The organism is Amycolatopsis regifaucium (assembly GCF_001613935.1).
Taxonomy (GTDB): domain Bacteria; phylum Actinomycetota; class Actinomycetes; order Mycobacteriales; family Pseudonocardiaceae; genus Amycolatopsis; species Amycolatopsis regifaucium.
In genome coordinates, this window is record NZ_LQCI01000016.1 from 1 (window position 1) to 18,471 (window position 18,471).

The window sequence follows — 18,471 nt, forward strand, 5'->3', positions numbered from 1 at the left end:
AGCGGACGCCATCCGCATCACCCGCAGAAACTGCCGCACGCCATAAGCAAGCTCCAGCTTGCCAGCACGCCACAACTCCTGCGGCAACTCAGGAAGAAACGTCTCGGACACCCCTCGATAATACCAAAAACTGGTCGAACGGGTGTTCGTATGCCGCTCAGTCTGGCCACACTTTACTGAACTGCGATGGCATCGAGTTCGTCCTGTGAACACCCGGATAGGCCAGTTTCTTTGGAAGGTGCTGGCGCAGCAACCCATTGACTGCCCAGCTCGCCACGCTGATCCCCAGGTGACGCTGTTTTTGAACGTCAGGAAAGGTTGACGGCTGGTCGAGGGATCACCTCCTCTGCCGTACGACCACGAGGAATACGCGTCAGCATGACAAATCGAGCGCGCCGCTCTACCAAGGTCGCAACCCGCACGCGATCTGCATCGGTGACCGATTTTTTCGCGACTCTCCGTCATCGCGCGAGTCAGAAACGGCAACGGCGAATACACCTCCCGCCCACCCTTACGGTCAACCTCGCGCGACACCGCCGAATGATCCCGCCCAATCCAGACCCCAATCTCCCCAAACGATTTCCCGCGCCTCATCCCGAACACGATCAAATCACGCTCCACCGACCGCAACGGAACACCACGCGACACGGAACCCAGAACGAGCATTATCCCCCGCCGGTGCACTGACCAGCTGAGCCCAAGCCACCAAAGGCTGATATCGCCAGCGAGAAAGCTACTGCGCGAAACGCCGCATTTAGTCGACTAAATGCGGACCAACGGGGTGGTCATGGCAACCACGCAAAGGAAGCGAGCGCGGACGCTGTCGCCTAGCATCGGCACCATGACGACAGTGGAACTGACCCGCTTCAAGGTCCCCGCCGACCGCGCGGACGAACTGCTCCAGGCGCGAACCGCGATGCTCGCAGATTTCCGCGAAGACCGGGAAGGATTCCTCGACGCCCAGCTGATCCGGGTCGACGACGAAACCTGGCTCGACATCGTGTGGTGGCGTTCCTCCGGGGACTTCGCCGCGTCGCGGGAGAAGGGCGCGAACCTGCCGGGGATCAAGGCGTTCTTCGCGCCCATCACCGAATTGATCTCCGCCGAGGAGGGCACCACCTCCGACTACCGCGCCTAGGGCCGCCCACATGCCGGGACGGGAAATATCGCCGTCGGCAGGCTGTTGACCTGGGAGAACGAACGAGGTCACGGAAGGGATCGGCGATGAGCACAAGCGTGGACACGTTCACGCGGGACTGGCAGGACTGGAAGACCCAGCGCGAGCGGGATCTCGCCGATCCGCTCGGCTGGCTCGCCCTGGTCTCCCTCGACTGGCTCGAGGACAAGCCGCGCGCGTACGACGGGCTCCCCGGCTTGTGGTGGCAGGACGCCGACGCGGCCTACCTCGACCCGCAGGGCGCGGACCTCTCCCATGAGGGGGAGCGGGTCACCGATGTCCGCCGCTTCGAGCTGGTCAACAGCGGCGCGACCACTCGCGTCGTCGCCGGGGACGTCGAGATCGAGGTGGCGCGCCGCGGTGGGTACCTGATCCGCGTGCACGATCCGAAAGCTCCCGTGCTGAACGCTTTCCGCGGGGTCCCAGCGTACGAGCCCGACGAGGCATGGGTGCTTTCCGGCACCTTCGAGGCCTTCGACGCGCCGCGCCCGACCACGGTCGGCGCGGTGGTCGAAGGCCTCAGCCACGTCTACGTCGCGCCGGGGATCGTGCGTTTCGAACACGACGGCGTGGAGCACACCCTCACCGCGTTCAACGGCAAGAAGGACGGCCTGCTCATCCTGTTCACGGACGCCACGAGCGGCGTCACCACGTACGCGGCGAACCGGTCACTCGCGGTGGCTCCACCCGCCGAGGACGGGTCCGTCGTCCTCGACTTCACGCGGGCGACGAATCTGCCGTGCGCGTTCACCGACTTCGCGACCTGCCCGTTGCCGCCTGCCGATAACCGGTTGCCGTTCGCGGTCGAAGCGGGGGAGAAGCTGCCCTACGAGCGGCAAGGCTGAACCGTCGCCAGCGCCGTCATCGCCTCCTGTTCGCGCTGAGCCAGCTCGGACAGGATGGCGGACGCGTCGGCCAGGTGCCGAGCGTCGCCGGTTTCCCCCGCCTGTGTGAACAACCGCGCCACTTCGGTCCACAATGGAGTGATCTCGCGATATTTCTCGGCGGCGGTACGGAGACCGGCGTCGTCGACGAGGGTCGCGCTTTCTTCGAGGAAGTCGCGGTAGAACCGGCGGAAGAGCGCGCCGCCGGTCCCCGCCCGTTCCATCAGGGTGGCGGTTTGCGGGAGATCGCGGGCCGGGTCGCTGCTGCGGTCGAGCCAATTCCGCACCTGGACGGCGGCTTTGCCGATCCCGCGATAGCCGAGGTTGGCGATGGGCGGATTGAGGAACTCCGCCGCGTTGGCTCGCACGGCGGAGCGAACGGCGTCGGAAAGCGGCGTGAGCGACCCGTCCGCGGTAAGGGTGAACGAGAGGTTCTTCGCCGTCATGGGCCCCTTCTCGCCTCGGGCGCGTTCCAGGCTCTCCCGTGACGTCGTCACCTCACCGCCTTGCTGCGCAGTGTCGACCAGGAACGCTTTTTCTTCGTCGTAGCCGTACAAAGCGGCGACGTGTCCGCCGAAGTGGACCTTCGAGGTGAAGTACTCGAGGTGGTAGGAATCAAGTTGCAGGCCGACCGGGAGGCCGGCGTCGATCCGCTCGGCCACGTTCCGCCACGCCGTGCGCGCCGACGTGGTCTCCTTGACGACCAACGCCAGCCCGAGCCGTGCGGTCAGTCTCCGCGTGATCTCGAGGGGTTTGCCGCGTCCACCGAGGAACGGGAATGGCAGGTTCTTCCCGTCCCAGTAGATGAAGCCCAGACCTTCACCGAGCCCGAACAGCATGGGCTCGGACAGCTCTATCCCGGCGTGCCGCAGGAGGACGTCGAGAGTGCTGGTCTCGCAATGTTCGCCACCGGTGGTGGTGATGCCGTCGAGGATCACGGGCGCACCGGCCAGGCGATTTCGGTGCGATAGGCCTCGGGCGTGACCGAGGGGCCGGGAGCCACGAGGTACAACTCCTCCGCGGGGCCGGCCGGGACGCGATCGCGTTCGGCGATCCAGCGGCCCAGTGACCGGTAGGCGGTTTCGACGTCGTCGTAGTCTCCCTCGTGGATCGTCGCCGCGAGGAGACATCCGGGAAGTTCGGCGGAGTCGACGTCTCCGTCCGCGCGCACCGGCTCGCTGACCGGGACGAACAGTTCGACGGTCAGCTCATCGGGATCGTCGGTGAGGTACCGGGTCCCGGGCGGCCCCGCCGGTGCGACGCCTTGCGCTTCGAGCGCCGCGAACAGGCGGCCGTACGCCGGCCCGATCAGCTCGGCCAAACCACCCAGCGCGGTCTGGATCGTCAGGCGGGCGATCGGTTGCGGAGCGCGCGTGCGCTCGTAGACATGCAGCCACCGCGTTGGCTCGGCGAGTACGGAATCGAGTTCGCCGCCGATCGCCGCGAGTTCCGCGGCCCGCGTCACCACCCGGTCGTGATGCCGTTTGATCGCGGCCTTCACGTCGTCCGGCGTACCCGCGTCGAGGATCTCGGCGATCTCCGCGAGCGGTACCTCCAGTTCCCGCAGCCGACGGATCAGCCCCGCGCGGGCGAACTGTTCGAGCGAGTACCGGCGGTACCCGGTTCCGGGGTCGATCAGCGCGGGCACCAGCAGCCCCAGCCGGTCGTAGTTCCGCAGCGCGCGGACCGACAGCCGGGTGGCGTGCGCGAACACGCCGATCGGCATCAAGGTCGTCATGGGACAAGCCTGAACCCTCTCCCCGGGAGAGGGTCAAGCCGGTACCTCACCCCAGTGACAGCCGATCGAGATCGGGGGCCGACGCTTGGTCGTTGTGGAGTTTGATCGTGTTCGCCCCCGCCCGCAGCTCGACCGGCACCGAGGTCGTGTACTGGGTGTTGTTCCCCGAGCCGTCGACCTTCACCTCCACCGGAGCGCCGCCGTTCACCGTGACGAAGTACGAGCGCGGCCCGTTGACGGTGAAGTCGAGGTAGAGGGTGTACCGCCTGGCCTCGGTCACGGTGACGTCCTCGAACAGCACGAACGAGCCCGGATCGCCGCCGATGTTGCGGACCTTCTGGCCACCGGAGCACACTCCGCAGTACGTGACCCCGGCGTCGCCGACGTCGTTCGCCGAGTCTTCGGCCTCCCGCATGAAGACCCGGTCCGCCGGCCGGGGGCTCACCCGCACCGGCTTGCTCACCGATTTCGCCCGCCCGAGCACGTCGAACGACGCGGTGACCGGGATGTCGGTCGCGGTGATGTCTTCGGGGGAGTCCAGGGTCCATGAGGCTTCGAGCTCGTGCCCGACGCGCATCGACGCCGCCGTCGCCGGAGCTCCCCGCAGTGTCCAGCCCGCCGGGACGACCGGCGCCAGGGAGACCTTGCCGATGGTGTCGTCGGCGTCGAGCCGTAGCTTCGCGGTCACCTTCATGGACTGCCGTCCCGGGGAAAGCCATTGGAGCCCACCGGGTTCGACGGTCAGAGTCGTCTTCGGTGTGTAGGACGAGGATGGCAGGGGAGCGACCGCGATCCGGTCCAGGTCCGGGCCCGCGGCGGCATCGCTGAACACCTTGACGGTGTTGGCACCGGCGTTCAGCGTGACCGGGAGCGCCGTCGAGGCCACGACTCCGGGCGTGCCGGCGTCGATCGTGGTCTCCACGGGCGCGCCGCCGTTGACACTCACCGCCACCGACGTCGCGGGTCCGCCCGTGGTGTCGAGCTGGAGCCGGTAGGTCCCGGCTTCCGCCACCGTCGCCCCCGGAAACGAGACCGCGTGGCGAGGACCGCGGCCGAGCCCGGTGACCTGGAGCGATCCGGAGCAGGACGCGCACGGGTCAAGGCGGGCGCGGCCGTCGAGGTCGTTACGGAAGGATTCGGCCTCCAGCGGAACCGGTGTGCCGGGGAACGAGCTCGGATAGCCGTACGCCACCTTGATCTCGTCGATCGCCAACTGCTTGTAGAACGGCTTCGCCTGCGGACCGGCCCAGGTGTCGAGCACTTCGAGTTTGACGAACCGGGTCCGACGTTCACCGAGATCGATGAACTGCACCCCGCGGGCACTCGGCATCGCCCCGGTGCGGATCGGTTCGCCCCAGTTCCTGCCGTCGTCGCTGAGGTAGACGCGATAGTCCTTGATCCGGGACGAGTCCTCGGGCCTGCCGAACGATTCCCGTGCGTGCGTCGGCGACATCTCACGCTGGTTCACCGCGAGGTAGGTCGCCGTCCGCCGCTTGCCGAGATCCAAGGTCAGCGAGACCGGCTGCTTGCCGTCGGCGTCCCAGTAGTTCTCGAAGTTCCCGTCGACGAGGTTGGACGCCGGATGCCCCGCACGCGAGGAAGACGCCGTGGCCTTGATCGTGCGGGAATCGTAAAAGTACCGCTGCCCGGCCGTTTCCACCTTGAACACCGTGTCGTAGGTGTCCCAGTTCTTGATGTCCACAATGGTCAGGTAACCGGCGGATTGGCTGAACCGCAGCGGTTTGCCCAAGCGCAGGTCGGATACCTTGGTGACCTGGTAGCCGTTGTCGCGCAACCGGAGCAGATCAGTTCGCGGCCGCGTGACCACGTGGAGGTATTGCGTTCCGGCGCCGGGCTCGACGGTGATGACGCCGTGCGCGCCGTCGTTCCAGAACCCGGGCTGCATCCCGCCGTACATGTACCCGCCGCCCTCTTTGCCCTGAAGCGAGGACCTGATCGGTGGTACCCAGCTCGCCATGAAGTTGTTGTACGCCTCCTGCTGCGGCGGGAACTTCCCGTTCACCATCGGGGTTTCGGCCATCAGCGACTTCATCGACGAACCGGCGTTGGTGATGTAGCGCCCGGTGGACAGCCGGAAGTCGACGGCCTGATCGGTGCCGTCGTACCACCAGCCGCCGTTGGTCGGCAGTTTGTAGTCGGCTTCGGTGAGCCGCGGCATCGGGGTGAACGCGGCCTGCGGGTAATCGTAGGCCGGGGTGATGCCGGTCTTCTGCTCGTTGCTGACGGTGTCCATGATCGGCGTGTCCTCGTTGTTGTTGCTCAGCAACCAGGACGGCCGTTTCTCGCGGATCTGTTCGTAGAGCTTGTTCTTTTCCCAGTACTCGTTGTCGTTGTCGATCCAGAACCCGGCGAGATCGGTGTAGCGGTCCATGACCTCGTGGAAGAGGTCGTAGCTGTACTCGCCGAATCCGGGCCGCGTGGTCAGGTCCACCTGCTTGCCCTTGTAGGCGGAGTACGCCGCGGAATCCAGGGACTCGACACCGGTTTCCTTGTGCCACTGCGGATCGTCGGTCATGTAGAGGATGGTCCGGACGCCCTTGGCGTTGCCCGCTTTGACGAGTTCGCCGAGCAGGTCGCGTTGCGTCGCGCAGCTTCCCGGGATCTTCGACGGCCACGGCCGCGCGTACCCCAGCCTGCTGTGGAAGGTGGCGAGCACGATGTAGGAGGCGCCGAGTTTGCGCGCTTCGTCCACCCAGTAGTCGGCGCTCCAGCCGCCGTCGGTGACGGCGCGTTCCCAGGCCGCGCAGTCGGTGTGGCGCGGTGCGGTGAACATGCCCCAGTGCAGGAAAAGTCCCGCGGTGGCCTCGCGTAGCCACTGCTGGCGGGGATGGTGCACCTCCGCATTCGCCGCCGTCGTGGTGAGCAGGCCCGCCAGCAGGGCGAGGACGACGGCGAGCCAGGCGGTGCGTTGCGCTCGAACTCTCATGACCATCCGCTCTCATCCAGGGCGTGGTTGCCGAGAGATCCGATGATTGCGGCTGATAATCCAGCGGTCAAGCCCCGATGAGCGGGACACAAGCTCAGTCGTCGGAGGTATATCCCGACGAAGCCCTCTCGTGGTGAAACGAGAGGGCCCGATCGGTCACGCTTCAGATGTTGAAACCCGGGTGGGTCGCGAAAGCGTTGTCGATCACGAGGTTGCCGCGCTGGCGGGCCCGCTCACGCAGCGCCGACGTCGTGCGTGCGCCTTGGGCGTAGAACCACCACAGGTACAGCGCGCCGTACATCCACGCGCCCTCGTAGCCCCACGTCGAGTCGGCCCCGCTCTGGCCGGCGCCGAACACCGAACCGGCGGGGAAATTCGCGTTGTGCGGCTTCCCGCCTTGGTGCCGGGACTCGTGGATCAGCGTCTCGGCGCGGCCGGGAACGTCCTTGGAGTACCAGAAACCCAGGTACACCTCGATCCGGTCGTCGACGAACGCGCCGCTGAACGAACGGGCGATGGCGCTGCCGTCGCCGCAAAGAGAGCGCAGGTCGTCGCAGTTGTCCCGGACGTAGCGGCGTGCCCAGTTCAGCATCGCCCCGGAATAGGCGTCGTTCTCGTAGTCCTGCGCCGAATAGGTCAGCAGGTAGCACGCGTTGAAGGTCCGGGCCAGCGGCTTGTCGGTATTGCACGGGTCTTCCCAGCCGAAGCCGTCGTCCCAGTAGTCCTTGTTGCCCGAGAAGCCGTAGGTGTTCCAGAAATAGTCGATGTAGGTCTGATTGCAGATCGAGGCACCGTAGAAATTGTCTCCGGTCACGTTCTTGTCCGGCACGGTGTAGCTGCAAGTGGCCATCGGAGATCACCTGTCTGTAGAAGGAATTCGTTCGATTCAGGAGCGCGGGGGCTCCGGCGGTGGCACGTCGTCGGTCCGCGAGTCCTTCACGTGGCGACCGCCGACGGCCTGCGGGACACCGCGGACGTCGACCCGCCGGATGTTCAGCAACCGATCGTCCTCGGTGCCGCTGAGCGCCTCGCGCACCTGCGCGGTGAGATCGGTGTCGCCGGTCTCGGCGATGGCCTGGACGGCCGCTCGCCGCACCGTGAACACCTCGTGCCGCACCTGCCGCAACAGCAGGTCCTTGGCCGCCTGATCGCCGGCGGACGCCAGTCGTGCCAACGCTTCCACGGCGGTGGTGCGGATGATCACCTCTTCGCCGACGGTGCTGATCCCGTGCGCCGGGTCGTCGGAACGCTCCGGCGGGATCGGCTGGCGCAGTACGTTTTCGAGGACGGAAACAGCCGCCGTGTGCCGCAGGTCGGTGAGCAGCTGGACCAGCCCCCAGCGTTCCAGGTACTGGTCCTCGGACAGCGCGTCGTACTGCGCGCCGAGCGCCGGGACGACTTCGTCCGCGCGCTCGCGAAGCCGGTCGAGGCTCCGCTGGTAATTGCGTTCGGCGTCCGCACCGGACGCGGCCATCGTTTCGGCGGCCAGGGTGACCAGTTCGCCGATTTCGCTGTTCGAGAAGCTTCCGAGACCCGAACTGCTCGGGCCCGCTTCGAGGTTGTCGCCACCCGGGCCCAAAGACGGGGTGTCGGGATTGCGTGGGATCGGCATGAGGTTCTCCTTCGCAGCGGCGTTGATGCTGACTGAAGGAAGGAACGCGATGCCGGACGGCAGATACCTGATTCGCCGAAAAATCGCCTTTTGGGGGCGTGCCGGTTTTTCACCGCGGGAATCGCGAAAAGGATTTTGATCACCGAACGCCGGATGGTCGGTGAAAAGTCTTCACGGATTCCCGTCCGTGATCAATGACCACACGGTTCGGAGCGGCGAGCGTGAAGACGGTGACCGGTGTCCTGAACCGGATGCCGCGGCCGGTCGACAAGGTGCCTGCGTGATCGCCGGTGACCGCGACGTTTCGACGCGGTTCGTTCGCCCTTGTCGAACCCCTCGAACGTGGTGTACTAGTACACCTTGGGCGATGACCGATCGTCGTCCGGCCGGCCGCGCATTGTCGATCATCGCCACGAATCGTGGAGGGCGTCTTGACAATCCAGGTGGAGTGGGAGCGGATTTCCTGTTCTGTCGCTGCGGTCGAAGCCGCCTTGCGCCGGCTCGCCGGCCGCGAGGACGACGGGCCACTCGGGTTCCTGCGTTCTGCGATCGAAGACCCGGCGAGCGAATCGGCCGCCGTCCTCGGCGCGCTTATCCGGCCGACAGAGTCGATGACCACGGCGACTCCGGAGGTCCGGGCGCTCGCGGTCTGGGGACTGGTCCTCGACGAGATCAGCCGGATGGCGCCGACGGGAGAATCGACGGGCTCCGACATCCTGAACGCCGCGTTCCGGCTCGGCGGGGTGGATTGGGAGGCGACCCTCGACGAGCGTTTCGGGCAGTCGAGGAACCTGCCCGGCGTGTTCGAAGTTCCGCCGCCGACCACGACGACGCCCATGCACAACGCTTGGCGGCACGCGGTAAGCGATAAGCTTTCCCCTTGCCTGGCAAGGAAACTGGCGAGCCTCGCGCGCGACGGCGAAGCCTGGCGAACTTATGTGGAGATCGCCCGAACCTCACTTTCCGGGCCTCAGGAGCCCGGGCGGCGGCCGCTCCCGGACGGTGTGCAGCCCGTTTTCCTGGAACGTCAGCTGGTAGCCGTGGAAATGCGGCGCAGGACGGCGTATCGCCGGTTGACGGTGCGAAACGTCGTCGCCTGTGCGAACGGCGTCGACGGGTACCGGGCGCGGGCACTGACCGGATGGACCGGCGCGCTGGCGCCCATGCCCGTCAAAGGGATCTTCGGTTGCCGTGCCGAGACCCGGCCGGGTGCGCGACCAGGGGATCCGCTGACCGTGGAGCTGCGCTTCCCGAACCCGCTGTGCGAAGGCGAGCGTCACGAGTTCGTTTCCCTCGCCTGCGATGACGATCTCGACCAGGAGCGGCATTGGGTCAACGTCGAAGTCGACCATCACGGAATCGCGCCACGAGTGGTCGACGGCGAAGGCAAGGTGAGTGGCGGCCTGAGCGTGAGCATCACCTTCGACGACTGTGTCCCCGAGGCATGCTGGTGGTACGCGGAACAGACCGATTACGAGCGCGTCATCCGGCCGCCGGCAGGGGATCGACGTCTGCTCGAGATCCGGCGGGGCGTCGTCGAGCACACCTTCCAAGGGCCCTGTCGTCCGCGGGAGGAGTACGGGCTCGCTTTTCACTGGCCACGGCGTTGAACAGCGCGCATTCGAAAGGATGACCATGTCCGAGGAAGACGCTCTGGAATACCTGCTCGCCTGCGCGCGAGAAGAATGGGTCGGCCTCTCGACCGTGGCCGCGGTGGCGGAAGCGAAGGTCGGAAACGATGCGACCTTTGCCGAGACGACCTCGGCGTTGTTGTCCGTGGTCGGTGCGCTGATCGACCACGGCGCGGTGCCTGGTGATCTTGTGGGTGAAAGTCCTGGTTTCGTGCCGTGGCGGGGACCGAAAGGCCAGGCTCTCGCGCGGCTGGCCTGTGAGATCAGGGTGCTGGGGGAAATACCGTCGCCCGCCGAGCTTTGCTGGATCCACGATCCGTCAGCCTGAGTAACACCGGATCGCGATGGGCCGACTGATCCACGAGCGCGGGACTCGGGAGCAAGGGGGACGACAGGTGGAATGCGCCAAATGTGGTCTGACGGTCGGCCTTGGCTGTGCCTGCGCGACGGACCGCCACCCTCGGTCGAGAGTGACCGAACAAGCGAGGTCGCGGCGTGATACCCGGTCTGCGACGTCCGTCCACCCATTTCGAGAACTGCGTGGCTTGTTCCGCCAAGGCAGGCTTGCCTGGAGTGACGTCGACACCGCCGAACGCGCGACGCTGACCGTAGAGCAGCGCCGGCAACTGCTGGACCTCGAAAACGAGACCCTCCATCGCGATGATCGAGATGTCCATGGTTCGACCTCGGTGTCCACACGGTCGGGCGGCTTGCCGACCCTCGGCCGACGCCACTGAAGACACGGGCAGGCCCGTCCGGTCCCAGTGCGAACAGAACCGGGGCTGCCTATTCGCTGGGCAGCCCCGTTCGGGAACGTTGTCAGCTCACCAGCCGCGTTCGCGCCATTCCGCCAGATGTGCCCGCTGCTCACCCAGCGTCGAGTCGTCTCCGTGTCCCGGGTAGAACCACGTCTCATCCGGTAGCTCACCGAAGATCCGCGACTCGACGTCGTCGATCAACGACTTGAAGTCCTCCGGTGAGTTCGTCTTGCCGACGCCGCCGGGGAACAGCGAGTCGCCGGTGAACAGGTGCGGGTGCCCGGCCGGGTCGCGGTACAGGAGCGCGATCGAGCCGGGGGTGTGGCCGCGCAGGTGGATCACTTCGAGGGTGATCTGCCCGACCTTGATCGTGTCGCCGTGCTCGACCAGGAAGTCCGGCGGGATCGGCAGTGGCTCGGCGTCCAGCGGGTGGGCGGCGGTGTTCGAACCGTTCGCGCCGGCGACGGCGCCGAGGGCCTGCCAGTGGTCCTGGTGCTGGTGGGTGGTCACGACGGTCTTCAGCGCGGGCCGGTCGGGGCCGTGGCCGATGAGGTCGGAGATCCGTTCCGGGTCGTTCGCGGCGTCGATCAGCAGCGCCTCGTTCTCGGCGCGGCAGACGAGCAGATACGCGTTGTTGTCCATCGGACCGACCGACAGCTTCGTGATGGTGAGCGCGTCCAGGGTGCGACGGGCGGCGTCACCGCCGGGCTCGACATGCCCGGTGTAGGTCTCGACGATGTTCACAGCGCACACGGTAGTCGTTCGCCTGCAATCGGTTCCACCCGCACAGGCGCCGCACAGGCGTGGGCCGTAGGCTCGCGTCGCCCCGCCAGCCGAACCATCAGGACACCCGTGCCCGACCCTTCGCCGCCGACCGGAACGCGGACTCCGCGCCGGATCAGTTGGGACCTGCTTCGCGTGGTCGCCGTCTTCGCGGTCATGCTCGGGCACGTGACCCACCAGGGCGCTCTCCTGCATCCCGAACTGGTGGGGTACCCCTTTCGGGTGACCGCGCAGTTCGGTGCGGCCATCCTTCTGGTGATCTCCGCCTTCTTCGTGTGCGCGAGCCTTCGAAAGGGTGAACCTCGGCGGTGGCTGTGGAACCGGGTCGCGCGGCTGGTGCCCGCCTACCTGGTCGCCGTGGCCGTGACCTACGTCGTGGCTCGATACGCGACGATCCGGTTCAGCGGCCTGTCGTTCCCGCCCGGCCTGTCGGGATTCCTGTTCGGCGTCCCGGAGGGCCCGCCGACCGATCCGTCGCCGTGGTACATCCCCACCGGCTCCGATCTGCTCGCCAACCTGGGCATGGTGCAGGAGTGGGGCTGGCGCTACGAGCTTTTCTACTATCTCGACGGCGCTTACTGGACGCTGCCGGTCCAACTCGTCGCGTTCACCGCCGCCGCCCTGCTGTGGCCGCGCCGCTGGCGCACCCACCGGCTCACCGTCGGGCTGCTCTGGGCGCTGATCCTGGTCCCGCTGATCCTCCGGTTCGTCGTGTTCGACCCGGTTTCCACGCCGAAGCTCGTCGAAACCTTCTTCTACGGGCTGGGCCTGCACCGCGTGCACGTCTTCGCCATCGGGATCGCGATCTGGCTGTGGGCGAAACGGCGGCTGGCGCACTGGCATCTCGCGCTCTTCCTGCTCGCCGCCTGCGCCGCACAGGACCTGCAGGTCTTCCCGTTCCACCAGGCCCTGCCCAACGATCCCGAGCGCTGGCCTTCGCTGATCGGCTTCGCGATCATGCTGGTGGCCGTCTGCTTCGCGGCGCGGGGACCGGACTGGCGGTTCCCCGGGCTCGCCCGGATCGCCCCGGCTGTCACCTGGCTCGCGGGCATCTCGTATGGTCTTTATCTGGTGCACCAGGAACTGGGTTACATCCTGGCCCGTGCCCTGCTGAACGTCGGCGTCCCCGGCTGGTTGCGTCTCCCCATCGTGCTGGCCGCCGCCGTGCTGGCGGGCTGGGCGGTCACCGTGGGCGTGGAACGGCCGGTCCACCGGTGGCTCACCGCTCGCCGAGATCGACGCGAAAAGCCCGGAAAACCGCAGGTCAAGGACTCGGAATCAGTTTCTGTCGGTGGTGCCTCGTAGCATGGAGGCGGCCGCCCGTGCAGCTATCGACCGGGCCGGCGACCGCAGCTGAGAATGAAACCTGAAGGGACCCTGGCGTGGCTGATCGCCTCGTTGTTCGCGGCGCCCGCGAGCACAACCTCCGCGGCGTGGATCTCGACCTGCCCCGCGACAGCATGATCGTGTTCACCGGCCTGTCCGGGTCCGGGAAGTCGAGCCTCGCCTTCGACACCATCTTCGCCGAGGGGCAGCGTCGCTACGTCGAGTCGCTGTCGGCGTACGCGCGCCAGTTCCTCGGCCAGATGGACAAGCCGGACGTCGACTTCATCGAGGGCCTGTCGCCCGCGGTGTCGATCGACCAGAAATCCACCTCGCGCAACCCGCGTTCGACCGTCGGCACCATCACCGAGGTCTACGACTACCTGCGCCTGCTCTATGCCCGTGCGGGCAAGGCGCACTGCCCCAAGTGCGGGGAGGCGATCAGCAAGCAGACCCCGCAGCAGATCGTCGACCAGGTGCTCGCCATGGAGGAGGGCACCCGCTTCCAGGTACTCGCGCCGGTCGTGCGCGGGCGCAAGGGGGAGTACCTCGACCTCTTCGAGAACCTGCAGCAGCAGGGCTACGCGCGTGTCGTGGTCGACGGGACGGTCCACCCGCTCACCGACCCGCCGAAGCTGAAGAAGCAGGAAAAGCACGAGATCGCCGTCATCATCGACAGGCTCTCGGTGAAGACCGGCTCGCGGCAGCGGCTCACCGACTCGGTCGAGACGGCGCTGCGGCTCGCCGATGGCCTGATCGAGCTGGAATTCGTCGACCTGCCGGAGAACGACCCGCATCGCGTGCGCGGCTTCTCCGAGAACCTGGCCTGCCCCAACGGCCACCCGCTGGCGATCGAGGACCTCGAGCCGCGGTCGTTCTCGTTCAACGCGCCCTACGGCGCCTGCCCCGAATGCACCGGTATCGGCGTCCGCAAGGAGGTCGACCCGGAACTGGTGGTCCCGGACGACGAGCTGTCCCTCGGTGAGGGCGCCATCGCGCCGTGGGCGGGTGGCCAGAGCGCGGACTACTTCATCCGGCTGCTCGAGTCTCTTTCGGAGACCATCGGCTTTCGGATGGACACCCCGTGGCGCAAGCTGCCGGCGAAGGTGCAGAAGGCCGTCCTGCACGGCGTCGACGAGCAGGTCCACGTCCGCTACAAGAACCGCTACGGCCGCCAGCGTTCGTACTACGCGGCCTTCGAGGGCGTCATCCCGTTCCTCGAGCGGCGTCAGGAACAGACCGAGTCCGAGTACATGCGCGAGCGGTACGAGGGCTACATGCGCGAGGTGCCGTGCCCGGCCTGTCAGGGCACGCGGCTCAAGCCGGAGATCCTCGCCGTCACCTTGGAGCACAAGACCCAGGGGGAGCGGTCGATCGCCGAGGTCTGCGCGCTCTCGATCGCGGAGGCGTCGCAGTTCCTCGACGAACTGGAACTCGGCAAGCGGGAGACGGTGATCGCCGGCGCGGTCCTCAAGGAGATCCAGGCGCGGCTGCGCTTCCTGCTCGACGTCGGGCTCAACTACCTCTCGCTCGACCGCGCCTCCGGGACGCTGTCCGGCGGCGAGGCCCAGCGCATCCGGCTCGCCACGCAGATCGGCTCCGGTCTGGTCGGCGTGCTGTACGTGCTGGACGAACCGTCGATCGGGTTGCACCAGCGGGACAACCACCGGCTGATCGAGACGCTGGTCCGGCTGCGTGACCTCGGCAACACGCTGATCGTCGTCGAGCACGACGAGGACACCATCCGCTCCAGCGACTGGGTGGTCGACATCGGCCCCGGCGCGGGCGAGCACGGCGGTCACATCGTCCACAGTGGACCGTACAAGAAGATCCTGCGGAACAAGGACTCGATCACCGGCGCGTACCTGTCGGGCCGTCGCAAGATCGAGGTCCCGGCGATCCGGCGCCCGGTCGACAAGAAGCGGCAGCTGACCGTCGTCGGCGCGCGGGAGCACAACCTGCGCGGTCTCGACGTGTCGTTCCCGCTCGGTTGCCTGGTGTCGGTCACCGGTGTCTCGGGTTCCGGGAAATCCACATTGGTCAACGACATCCTCGCGACCGTGCTGGCTAACAAGCTCAACGGCGCCCGGCAGGTCCCGGGCAGGCACACGCGCGTCAACGGCCTCGCCGGCGTGGACAAGCTGGTCCGCGTCGACCAGTCGCCGATCGGCCGCACCCCGCGGTCCAACCCGGCGACCTACACCGGTGTCTGGGATCACGTGCGCAAGCTGTTCGCCGCGACCACCGAGGCGAAGGTGCGCGGTTACCAGCAGGGCCGGTTCTCCTTCAACGTCAAGGGCGGCCGGTGCGAGGCGTGCGCCGGTGACGGCACGATCAAGATCGAGATGAACTTCCTGCCGGACGTCTACGTCCCCTGTGAGGTGTGCAAGGGCGACCGGTACAACCGGGAGACCCTGGAGGTCCACTACAAGGGCAAGACCGTCGCCGACGTGCTGAACATGCCGATCGAGGAGGCCGCCGAGTTCTTCGAGCCCATCAAGGCGATCCACCGGCACCTGGCGACCCTCGTCGACGTCGGCCTCGGCTACGTCCGGCTCGGGCAGCCCGCGCCGACGCTGTCCGGTGGCGAGGCACAGCGCGTGAAGCTCGCCAGCGAACTGCAGAAGCGGTCCACCGGCAAGACGGTCTACATCCTCGACGAGCCGACCACCGGTCTGCACTTCGAAGACATCAGCAAGCTGATCGGCGTGATCAACGGGCTGGTGGACAAGGGCAACACGGTGATCGTCATCGAGCACAACCTCGACGTCATCAAGACCTCGGACTGGATCATCGACATGGGCCCCGAAGGTGGTTCCGGTGGTGGCACCGTGATCGCCGAGGGCACCCCGGAGTACGTCGCTTCGGTTCCCGAGAGCTACACCGGCGAGTTCCTGAAGACCGTTCTCGCTTGAGGTGCCAATGCTATGAAAGGTCCTTTCCTTGCAAAATTTGCAAGGAAAGGACCTTTCATAGCATTCGGAAGCGGGAACTAGCCCTTCCCCGTGGTCCGGTCCAGCACCGGCGAAGCGGCCCCGTAGTAGAAGGCGCGCAGCCGGTACGAAGAACCCTCTTCACCCGGCATCGAGGCGAGCCCGGCCGACGTCGTCCCCGGATCGGACATTTCGACGGGCACGAAGTCGGCGGCACCCGGTTTCCTGATCTCCACGAGGAAACCGTCCTCGTCGCTGGAGCGGTCGGCCCAGCTGAACCGCACCATCTGCTCCGGTGCGGGCTCGGCCCGGAACGACGCCGGTGCCGCCGATCGATCACCCGCCCGCAGCGGTACGGCGGGTCCGAAAGCGGCGGGAGTGGCAAGTCCGGAAACCGTGACAGCCTCCGACACGGCACCGTAGAACGGCCGGATCCGGTAGTGGAACCGCGTTTCCGGGATCAGGTCCGGATGCCGGTAGGAGGTCTGCCGCGGCGGCAAGAACCCCAGGATCGTGTAGTCGCCGTGCGGATCGGTGGTGTACTCGACGATCCGGCCCGCGGCGTTCGGATCGTCGTCCGGCCAGCTCAGCTCGACGTTCACGGCATCCGTCAGTGTCGCGCGGAAACCGGGTTCTTCGCCGCATCCCGACACGAAAGCCATCAGCAGCAGAACGGCCGCGAGTTTCCTTGGCACGCCTCGACCCTCCCGGGAATCAGGCGGCGGCGGAGTCCGGAGGCGTCAGCATACGAGCGCGCCCGGTGATCGACAAGACCCGGTTGAACCGCTCCGGCGCACCGCCCGTGTAGGAGCCAAGAGGAGGCGGCCATGGAGAACCGAGGAGAGGCCGGTGCCGATGCACAGTTCGATCGCGGCGCGCGCCGAACGATCCACCTTGCCCGTGCGGGTTGCAGTACTGTCCTCGCCGACCCAGAAGACCGTCGGGAGGACACGAGTGGCGATCGGTGGCTGGCGGCCGAAAAAGGCCAAGGGCGAGGACCTGGTCCGGCACTTGTACGCCGAACACGGGAGAAGCCTGCTGGCGTACGCGACGAGGCTGACCGGGGACCGCGCGGCCGCGGAGGACGTCGTACAGGAGACCTTGGTCCGAGCCTGGAAACATGCCGAAGACCTGGAGAACGACGCGAAGGGTTCGGTGCGGGGCTGGCTGCTCACGGTCGCCCGCAACATCATCACCGACCGCGCGCGGGCCAGGGCCGCGCGGCCGCCGGAAGTGCCGGAGCCGGAGGAAGGCGCGCCGACCCCGGCGGTCTCGCGGGACCACGCGCAGAGCGTCGTGGACTCGATGGCCGTGCTCGGGGCGATGGACGGCTTGACCACGGAACATCGTGAGGTTCTGGTGGAGATCTACTACCGGGGCCGGACGGTGGCCGAAGCGGCGAGGTCCTTGGGTGTCGCCCCAGGTACCGTTAAGTCGAGATCTTATTACGCGTTACGGGCGCTCAGAGCCGTGATGTCGGGAACCGGGAAGGAGGTAGCGCGATGAGTGCGGTGGGACACGACCAGGGTCAGCTCGCCGCCTACGTCCTCGGTGGACTGACGCCGGTGGAAGCGGCCACGTTCGAGGCACACCTGGCGAACTGCCCCACGTGCCGTCGTGAGGTGCGCGAGCTGGCGGAGCTGCGGTATCACCTCGACGAGGTGCCGCCGGAGGCGTTCCTCGAAGGACCTCCCGATGGCGGCGACCTGCTTCTGCAGCGCACGCTGCGCCAGGTCCGTGACGAAGAGGACACCCAGGGGCGCAAGCCGCGCCGGTTCCTCGCCGTGGCGGGCGCGGCCGTGCTGGTCGTCGTGGCGCTGGGCGCCGGCGTGCTGGTCGGACGGCAGACGTCGCCGGAACCCTCGACGGTGGCCTTGCCGGTGCCCACGGCGACCGCTCCGGTACCGGGCACCCGTGATCTCGCGGCCACCGACCGGGGCACGGGGGCGCAGCTGGCGGTCCGGGTCGTCCCGGCGGCGGGCTGGGTCCGGCTCCACGCGAAGGCCGAAGGTGTCCGCGAGGGCGAGAAGTGCCAGCTCGTCGTGGTGACCAAGAGCGGTGAACGGGTCAACGCGGGCAGCTGGCTGGTGTCGAAGAAGGGCGAACGGGAGGGCACTGGGATCGACGGCTCGGCCTTGGTCGCCCCCGACGACGTGGCCTCGGTCGACGTCGTGACCTTGGACGGCCGGAACCTGGTGTCGGCGCGGGTATGACGGATTCGCACGCGCGTCACGGAAGCGGTCGGTACCGCTTCCGTGACACGTGGGTGCTTCCCGCCTCACCGAAGGCGGTTTTCGACGCCGTCGTCGACCTCGCCGCGTACCCGTTGTGGTGGCGTGACGTTCGTTCGGTCAGCCAAGTCGACGAAGACACCGCCGAACTCGTCTGCCGGTCGAGACTGCCGTACGCGCTGACTGTGCGGATGCACCGCGATCGGCAGGACGAGCGTGAGGGCCGCGTGCGGGTACTGCTCAGCGGCGACCTGGAAGGAACACTCGCCGGCGCGCTGATCCCGGAGCGAAGCGGCACCCGGCTGGAGATCACGCAGGAGGTCGAGGCCCGGAAACCGTTGCTGCGCAAGCTCGACCGCGTCGCCAGGCCGGTCTTCCGAATCAATCACGCGCTGATGATGCGACGCGGGCAACACGGCTTGCGGGGATATCTGCTCGCGCCCGCGGGTTAGGG

General features: G+C 67.2%; 16 protein-coding genes. 9 read left to right on the forward strand and 7 right to left on the reverse strand.

What is annotated here, in order from left to right:
* The first annotated feature begins 841 nt into the window (after positions 1-841).
* Together AVL48_RS18665 and AVL48_RS18670 are read left to right on the forward strand one after the other, a co-directional pair.
* Positions 842-1,138, forward strand: a complete 297-nt coding sequence (locus tag AVL48_RS18665; protein WP_061986999.1) for an antibiotic biosynthesis monooxygenase — start codon at positions 842-844, stop codon at positions 1,136-1,138.
* Between the two features lie 86 nt (positions 1,139-1,224).
* Positions 1,225-2,022 (forward strand): DUF1684 domain-containing protein, encoded by a 798-nt coding sequence (locus AVL48_RS18670; RefSeq protein WP_177242373.1) that lies wholly within the window; start codon positions 1,225-1,227, stop codon positions 2,020-2,022.
* On the opposite strand, the gene AVL48_RS18675 is transcribed toward AVL48_RS18670, so the two are convergent.
* The 5 genes from AVL48_RS18675 to AVL48_RS18695 all read right to left on the reverse strand — a co-directional run bounded on the left by AVL48_RS18675 (position 2,004) and on the right by AVL48_RS18695 (position 8,358).
* On the reverse strand, positions 2,004-2,999 hold the full coding sequence (locus AVL48_RS18675; protein ID WP_061987003.1) for a BtrH N-terminal domain-containing protein: 996 nt from the start codon (positions 2,997-2,999) through the stop codon (positions 2,004-2,006). The two genes, AVL48_RS18670 and AVL48_RS18675, sit on opposite strands and share 19 nt — an antisense overlap.
* Positions 2,996-3,799: a MerR family transcriptional regulator gene (locus tag AVL48_RS18680; protein WP_061987005.1), complete on the reverse strand. Its 804-nt coding sequence runs from the start codon at positions 3,797-3,799 to the stop codon at positions 2,996-2,998. Before AVL48_RS18680 ends, AVL48_RS18675 begins: the two co-directional genes overlap by 4 nt.
* Before the next feature lie 46 nt (positions 3,800-3,845).
* Positions 3,846-6,752, reverse strand: a complete 2,907-nt coding sequence (locus AVL48_RS18685; protein WP_061987008.1) for an alpha-L-fucosidase — start codon at positions 6,750-6,752, stop codon at positions 3,846-3,848.
* A 157-nt stretch (positions 6,753-6,909) separates the two neighbouring features.
* A complete protein-coding gene (locus AVL48_RS18690) occupies positions 6,910-7,596 on the reverse strand; it encodes a hypothetical protein (RefSeq protein ID WP_061987010.1) in 687 nt (228 codons plus the stop codon).
* Positions 7,597-7,632: 36 nt separating this feature from the next.
* Entirely contained in the window at positions 7,633-8,358 is a 726-nt protein-coding gene (locus AVL48_RS18695; protein WP_061987012.1) for a HEAT repeat domain-containing protein, read from the reverse strand.
* A gap of 431 nt (positions 8,359-8,789) precedes the next feature.
* On the opposite strand from AVL48_RS18695, the gene AVL48_RS18700 reads away from it, so the two are divergent.
* Together AVL48_RS18700 and AVL48_RS18705 are read left to right on the forward strand one after the other, a co-directional pair.
* Positions 8,790-9,968, forward strand: a complete 1,179-nt coding sequence (locus AVL48_RS18700) for a hypothetical protein (protein ID WP_082857685.1) — start codon at positions 8,790-8,792, stop codon at positions 9,966-9,968.
* A gap of 25 nt (positions 9,969-9,993) precedes the next feature.
* A complete protein-coding gene (locus AVL48_RS18705) occupies positions 9,994-10,317 on the forward strand; it encodes a hypothetical protein (protein ID WP_061987137.1) in 324 nt (107 codons plus the stop codon).
* 496 nt (positions 10,318-10,813) lie between these two features.
* Here AVL48_RS18705 and AVL48_RS18715 read toward each other — a convergent pair whose 3' ends face one another.
* Entirely contained in the window at positions 10,814-11,491 is a 678-nt protein-coding gene (locus AVL48_RS18715) for an MBL fold metallo-hydrolase (RefSeq protein ID WP_061987018.1), read from the reverse strand.
* Positions 11,492-11,599: 108 nt separating this feature from the next.
* Between AVL48_RS18715 and AVL48_RS18720 the strand changes: the two genes are divergently transcribed.
* Complete coding sequence (locus tag AVL48_RS18720) at positions 11,600-12,835, forward strand: acyltransferase family protein (protein ID WP_061987020.1); 1,236 nt, start codon at positions 11,600-11,602, stop codon at positions 12,833-12,835.
* 77 nt (positions 12,836-12,912) lie between these two features.
* On the forward strand, positions 12,913-15,768 hold the full coding sequence (uvrA, locus tag AVL48_RS18725) for an excinuclease ABC subunit UvrA (RefSeq protein ID WP_061987022.1): 2,856 nt from the start codon (positions 12,913-12,915) through the stop codon (positions 15,766-15,768).
* A 77-nt stretch (positions 15,769-15,845) separates the two neighbouring features.
* Here uvrA and AVL48_RS18730 read toward each other — a convergent pair whose 3' ends face one another.
* Positions 15,846-16,481 (reverse strand): fibronectin type III domain-containing protein, encoded by a 636-nt coding sequence (locus AVL48_RS18730; protein ID WP_061987024.1) that lies wholly within the window; start codon positions 16,479-16,481, stop codon positions 15,846-15,848.
* A gap of 259 nt (positions 16,482-16,740) precedes the next feature.
* Here AVL48_RS18730 and AVL48_RS18735 point away from each other — a divergent pair, with 259 nt between their 5' ends.
* Genes AVL48_RS18735 through AVL48_RS18745 form a run of 3 tightly spaced genes read left to right on the forward strand, consistent with a single transcriptional unit; the run spans position 16,741 to position 18,469 of the window.
* Positions 16,741-17,292, forward strand: coding sequence for a sigma-70 family RNA polymerase sigma factor (locus AVL48_RS18735; protein WP_177242375.1), 552 nt, complete (start codon positions 16,741-16,743; stop codon positions 17,290-17,292).
* Entirely contained in the window at positions 17,289-17,999 is a 711-nt protein-coding gene (locus tag AVL48_RS18740) for an anti-sigma factor family protein (RefSeq protein WP_061987026.1), read from the forward strand. The genes AVL48_RS18735 and AVL48_RS18740 overlap by 4 nt, the downstream gene beginning before the upstream one ends.
* The gene (locus tag AVL48_RS18745; protein WP_061987027.1) at positions 17,996-18,469 is read left to right on the forward strand and encodes an SRPBCC family protein; all 474 of its coding nucleotides are present in this window, start codon (positions 17,996-17,998) and stop codon (positions 18,467-18,469) included. The genes AVL48_RS18740 and AVL48_RS18745 overlap by 4 nt, the downstream gene beginning before the upstream one ends.
* Positions 18,470-18,471 lie beyond the last annotated feature (2 nt).

Excerpts from the sequence above, each read along its gene's own strand:
- AVL48_RS18665 (WP_061986999.1), top strand. The coding sequence starts at position 842 with ATGACGACAGTGGAACTGACCCGCTTCAAGGTCCCCGCCGACCGCGCG.
- AVL48_RS18670 (WP_177242373.1), top strand. The coding sequence starts at position 1,225 with ATGAGCACAAGCGTGGACACGTTCACGCGGGACTGGCAGGACTGGAAG.
- AVL48_RS18680 (WP_061987005.1), bottom strand. The coding sequence starts at position 3,799 with ATGACGACCTTGATGCCGATCGGCGTGTTCGCGCACGCCACCCGGCTG.
- AVL48_RS18685 (WP_061987008.1), bottom strand. The coding sequence starts at position 6,752 with ATGGTCATGAGAGTTCGAGCGCAACGCACCGCCTGGCTCGCCGTCGTC.
- AVL48_RS18690 (WP_061987010.1), bottom strand. The coding sequence starts at position 7,596 with ATGGCCACTTGCAGCTACACCGTGCCGGACAAGAACGTGACCGGAGAC.
- AVL48_RS18695 (WP_061987012.1), bottom strand. The coding sequence starts at position 8,358 with ATGCCGATCCCACGCAATCCCGACACCCCGTCTTTGGGCCCGGGTGGC.
- AVL48_RS18705 (WP_061987137.1), top strand. The coding sequence starts at position 9,994 with ATGTCCGAGGAAGACGCTCTGGAATACCTGCTCGCCTGCGCGCGAGAA.
- AVL48_RS18740 (WP_061987026.1), top strand. The coding sequence starts at position 17,289 with ATGAGTGCGGTGGGACACGACCAGGGTCAGCTCGCCGCCTACGTCCTC.
- AVL48_RS18745 (WP_061987027.1), top strand. The coding sequence starts at position 17,996 with ATGACGGATTCGCACGCGCGTCACGGAAGCGGTCGGTACCGCTTCCGT.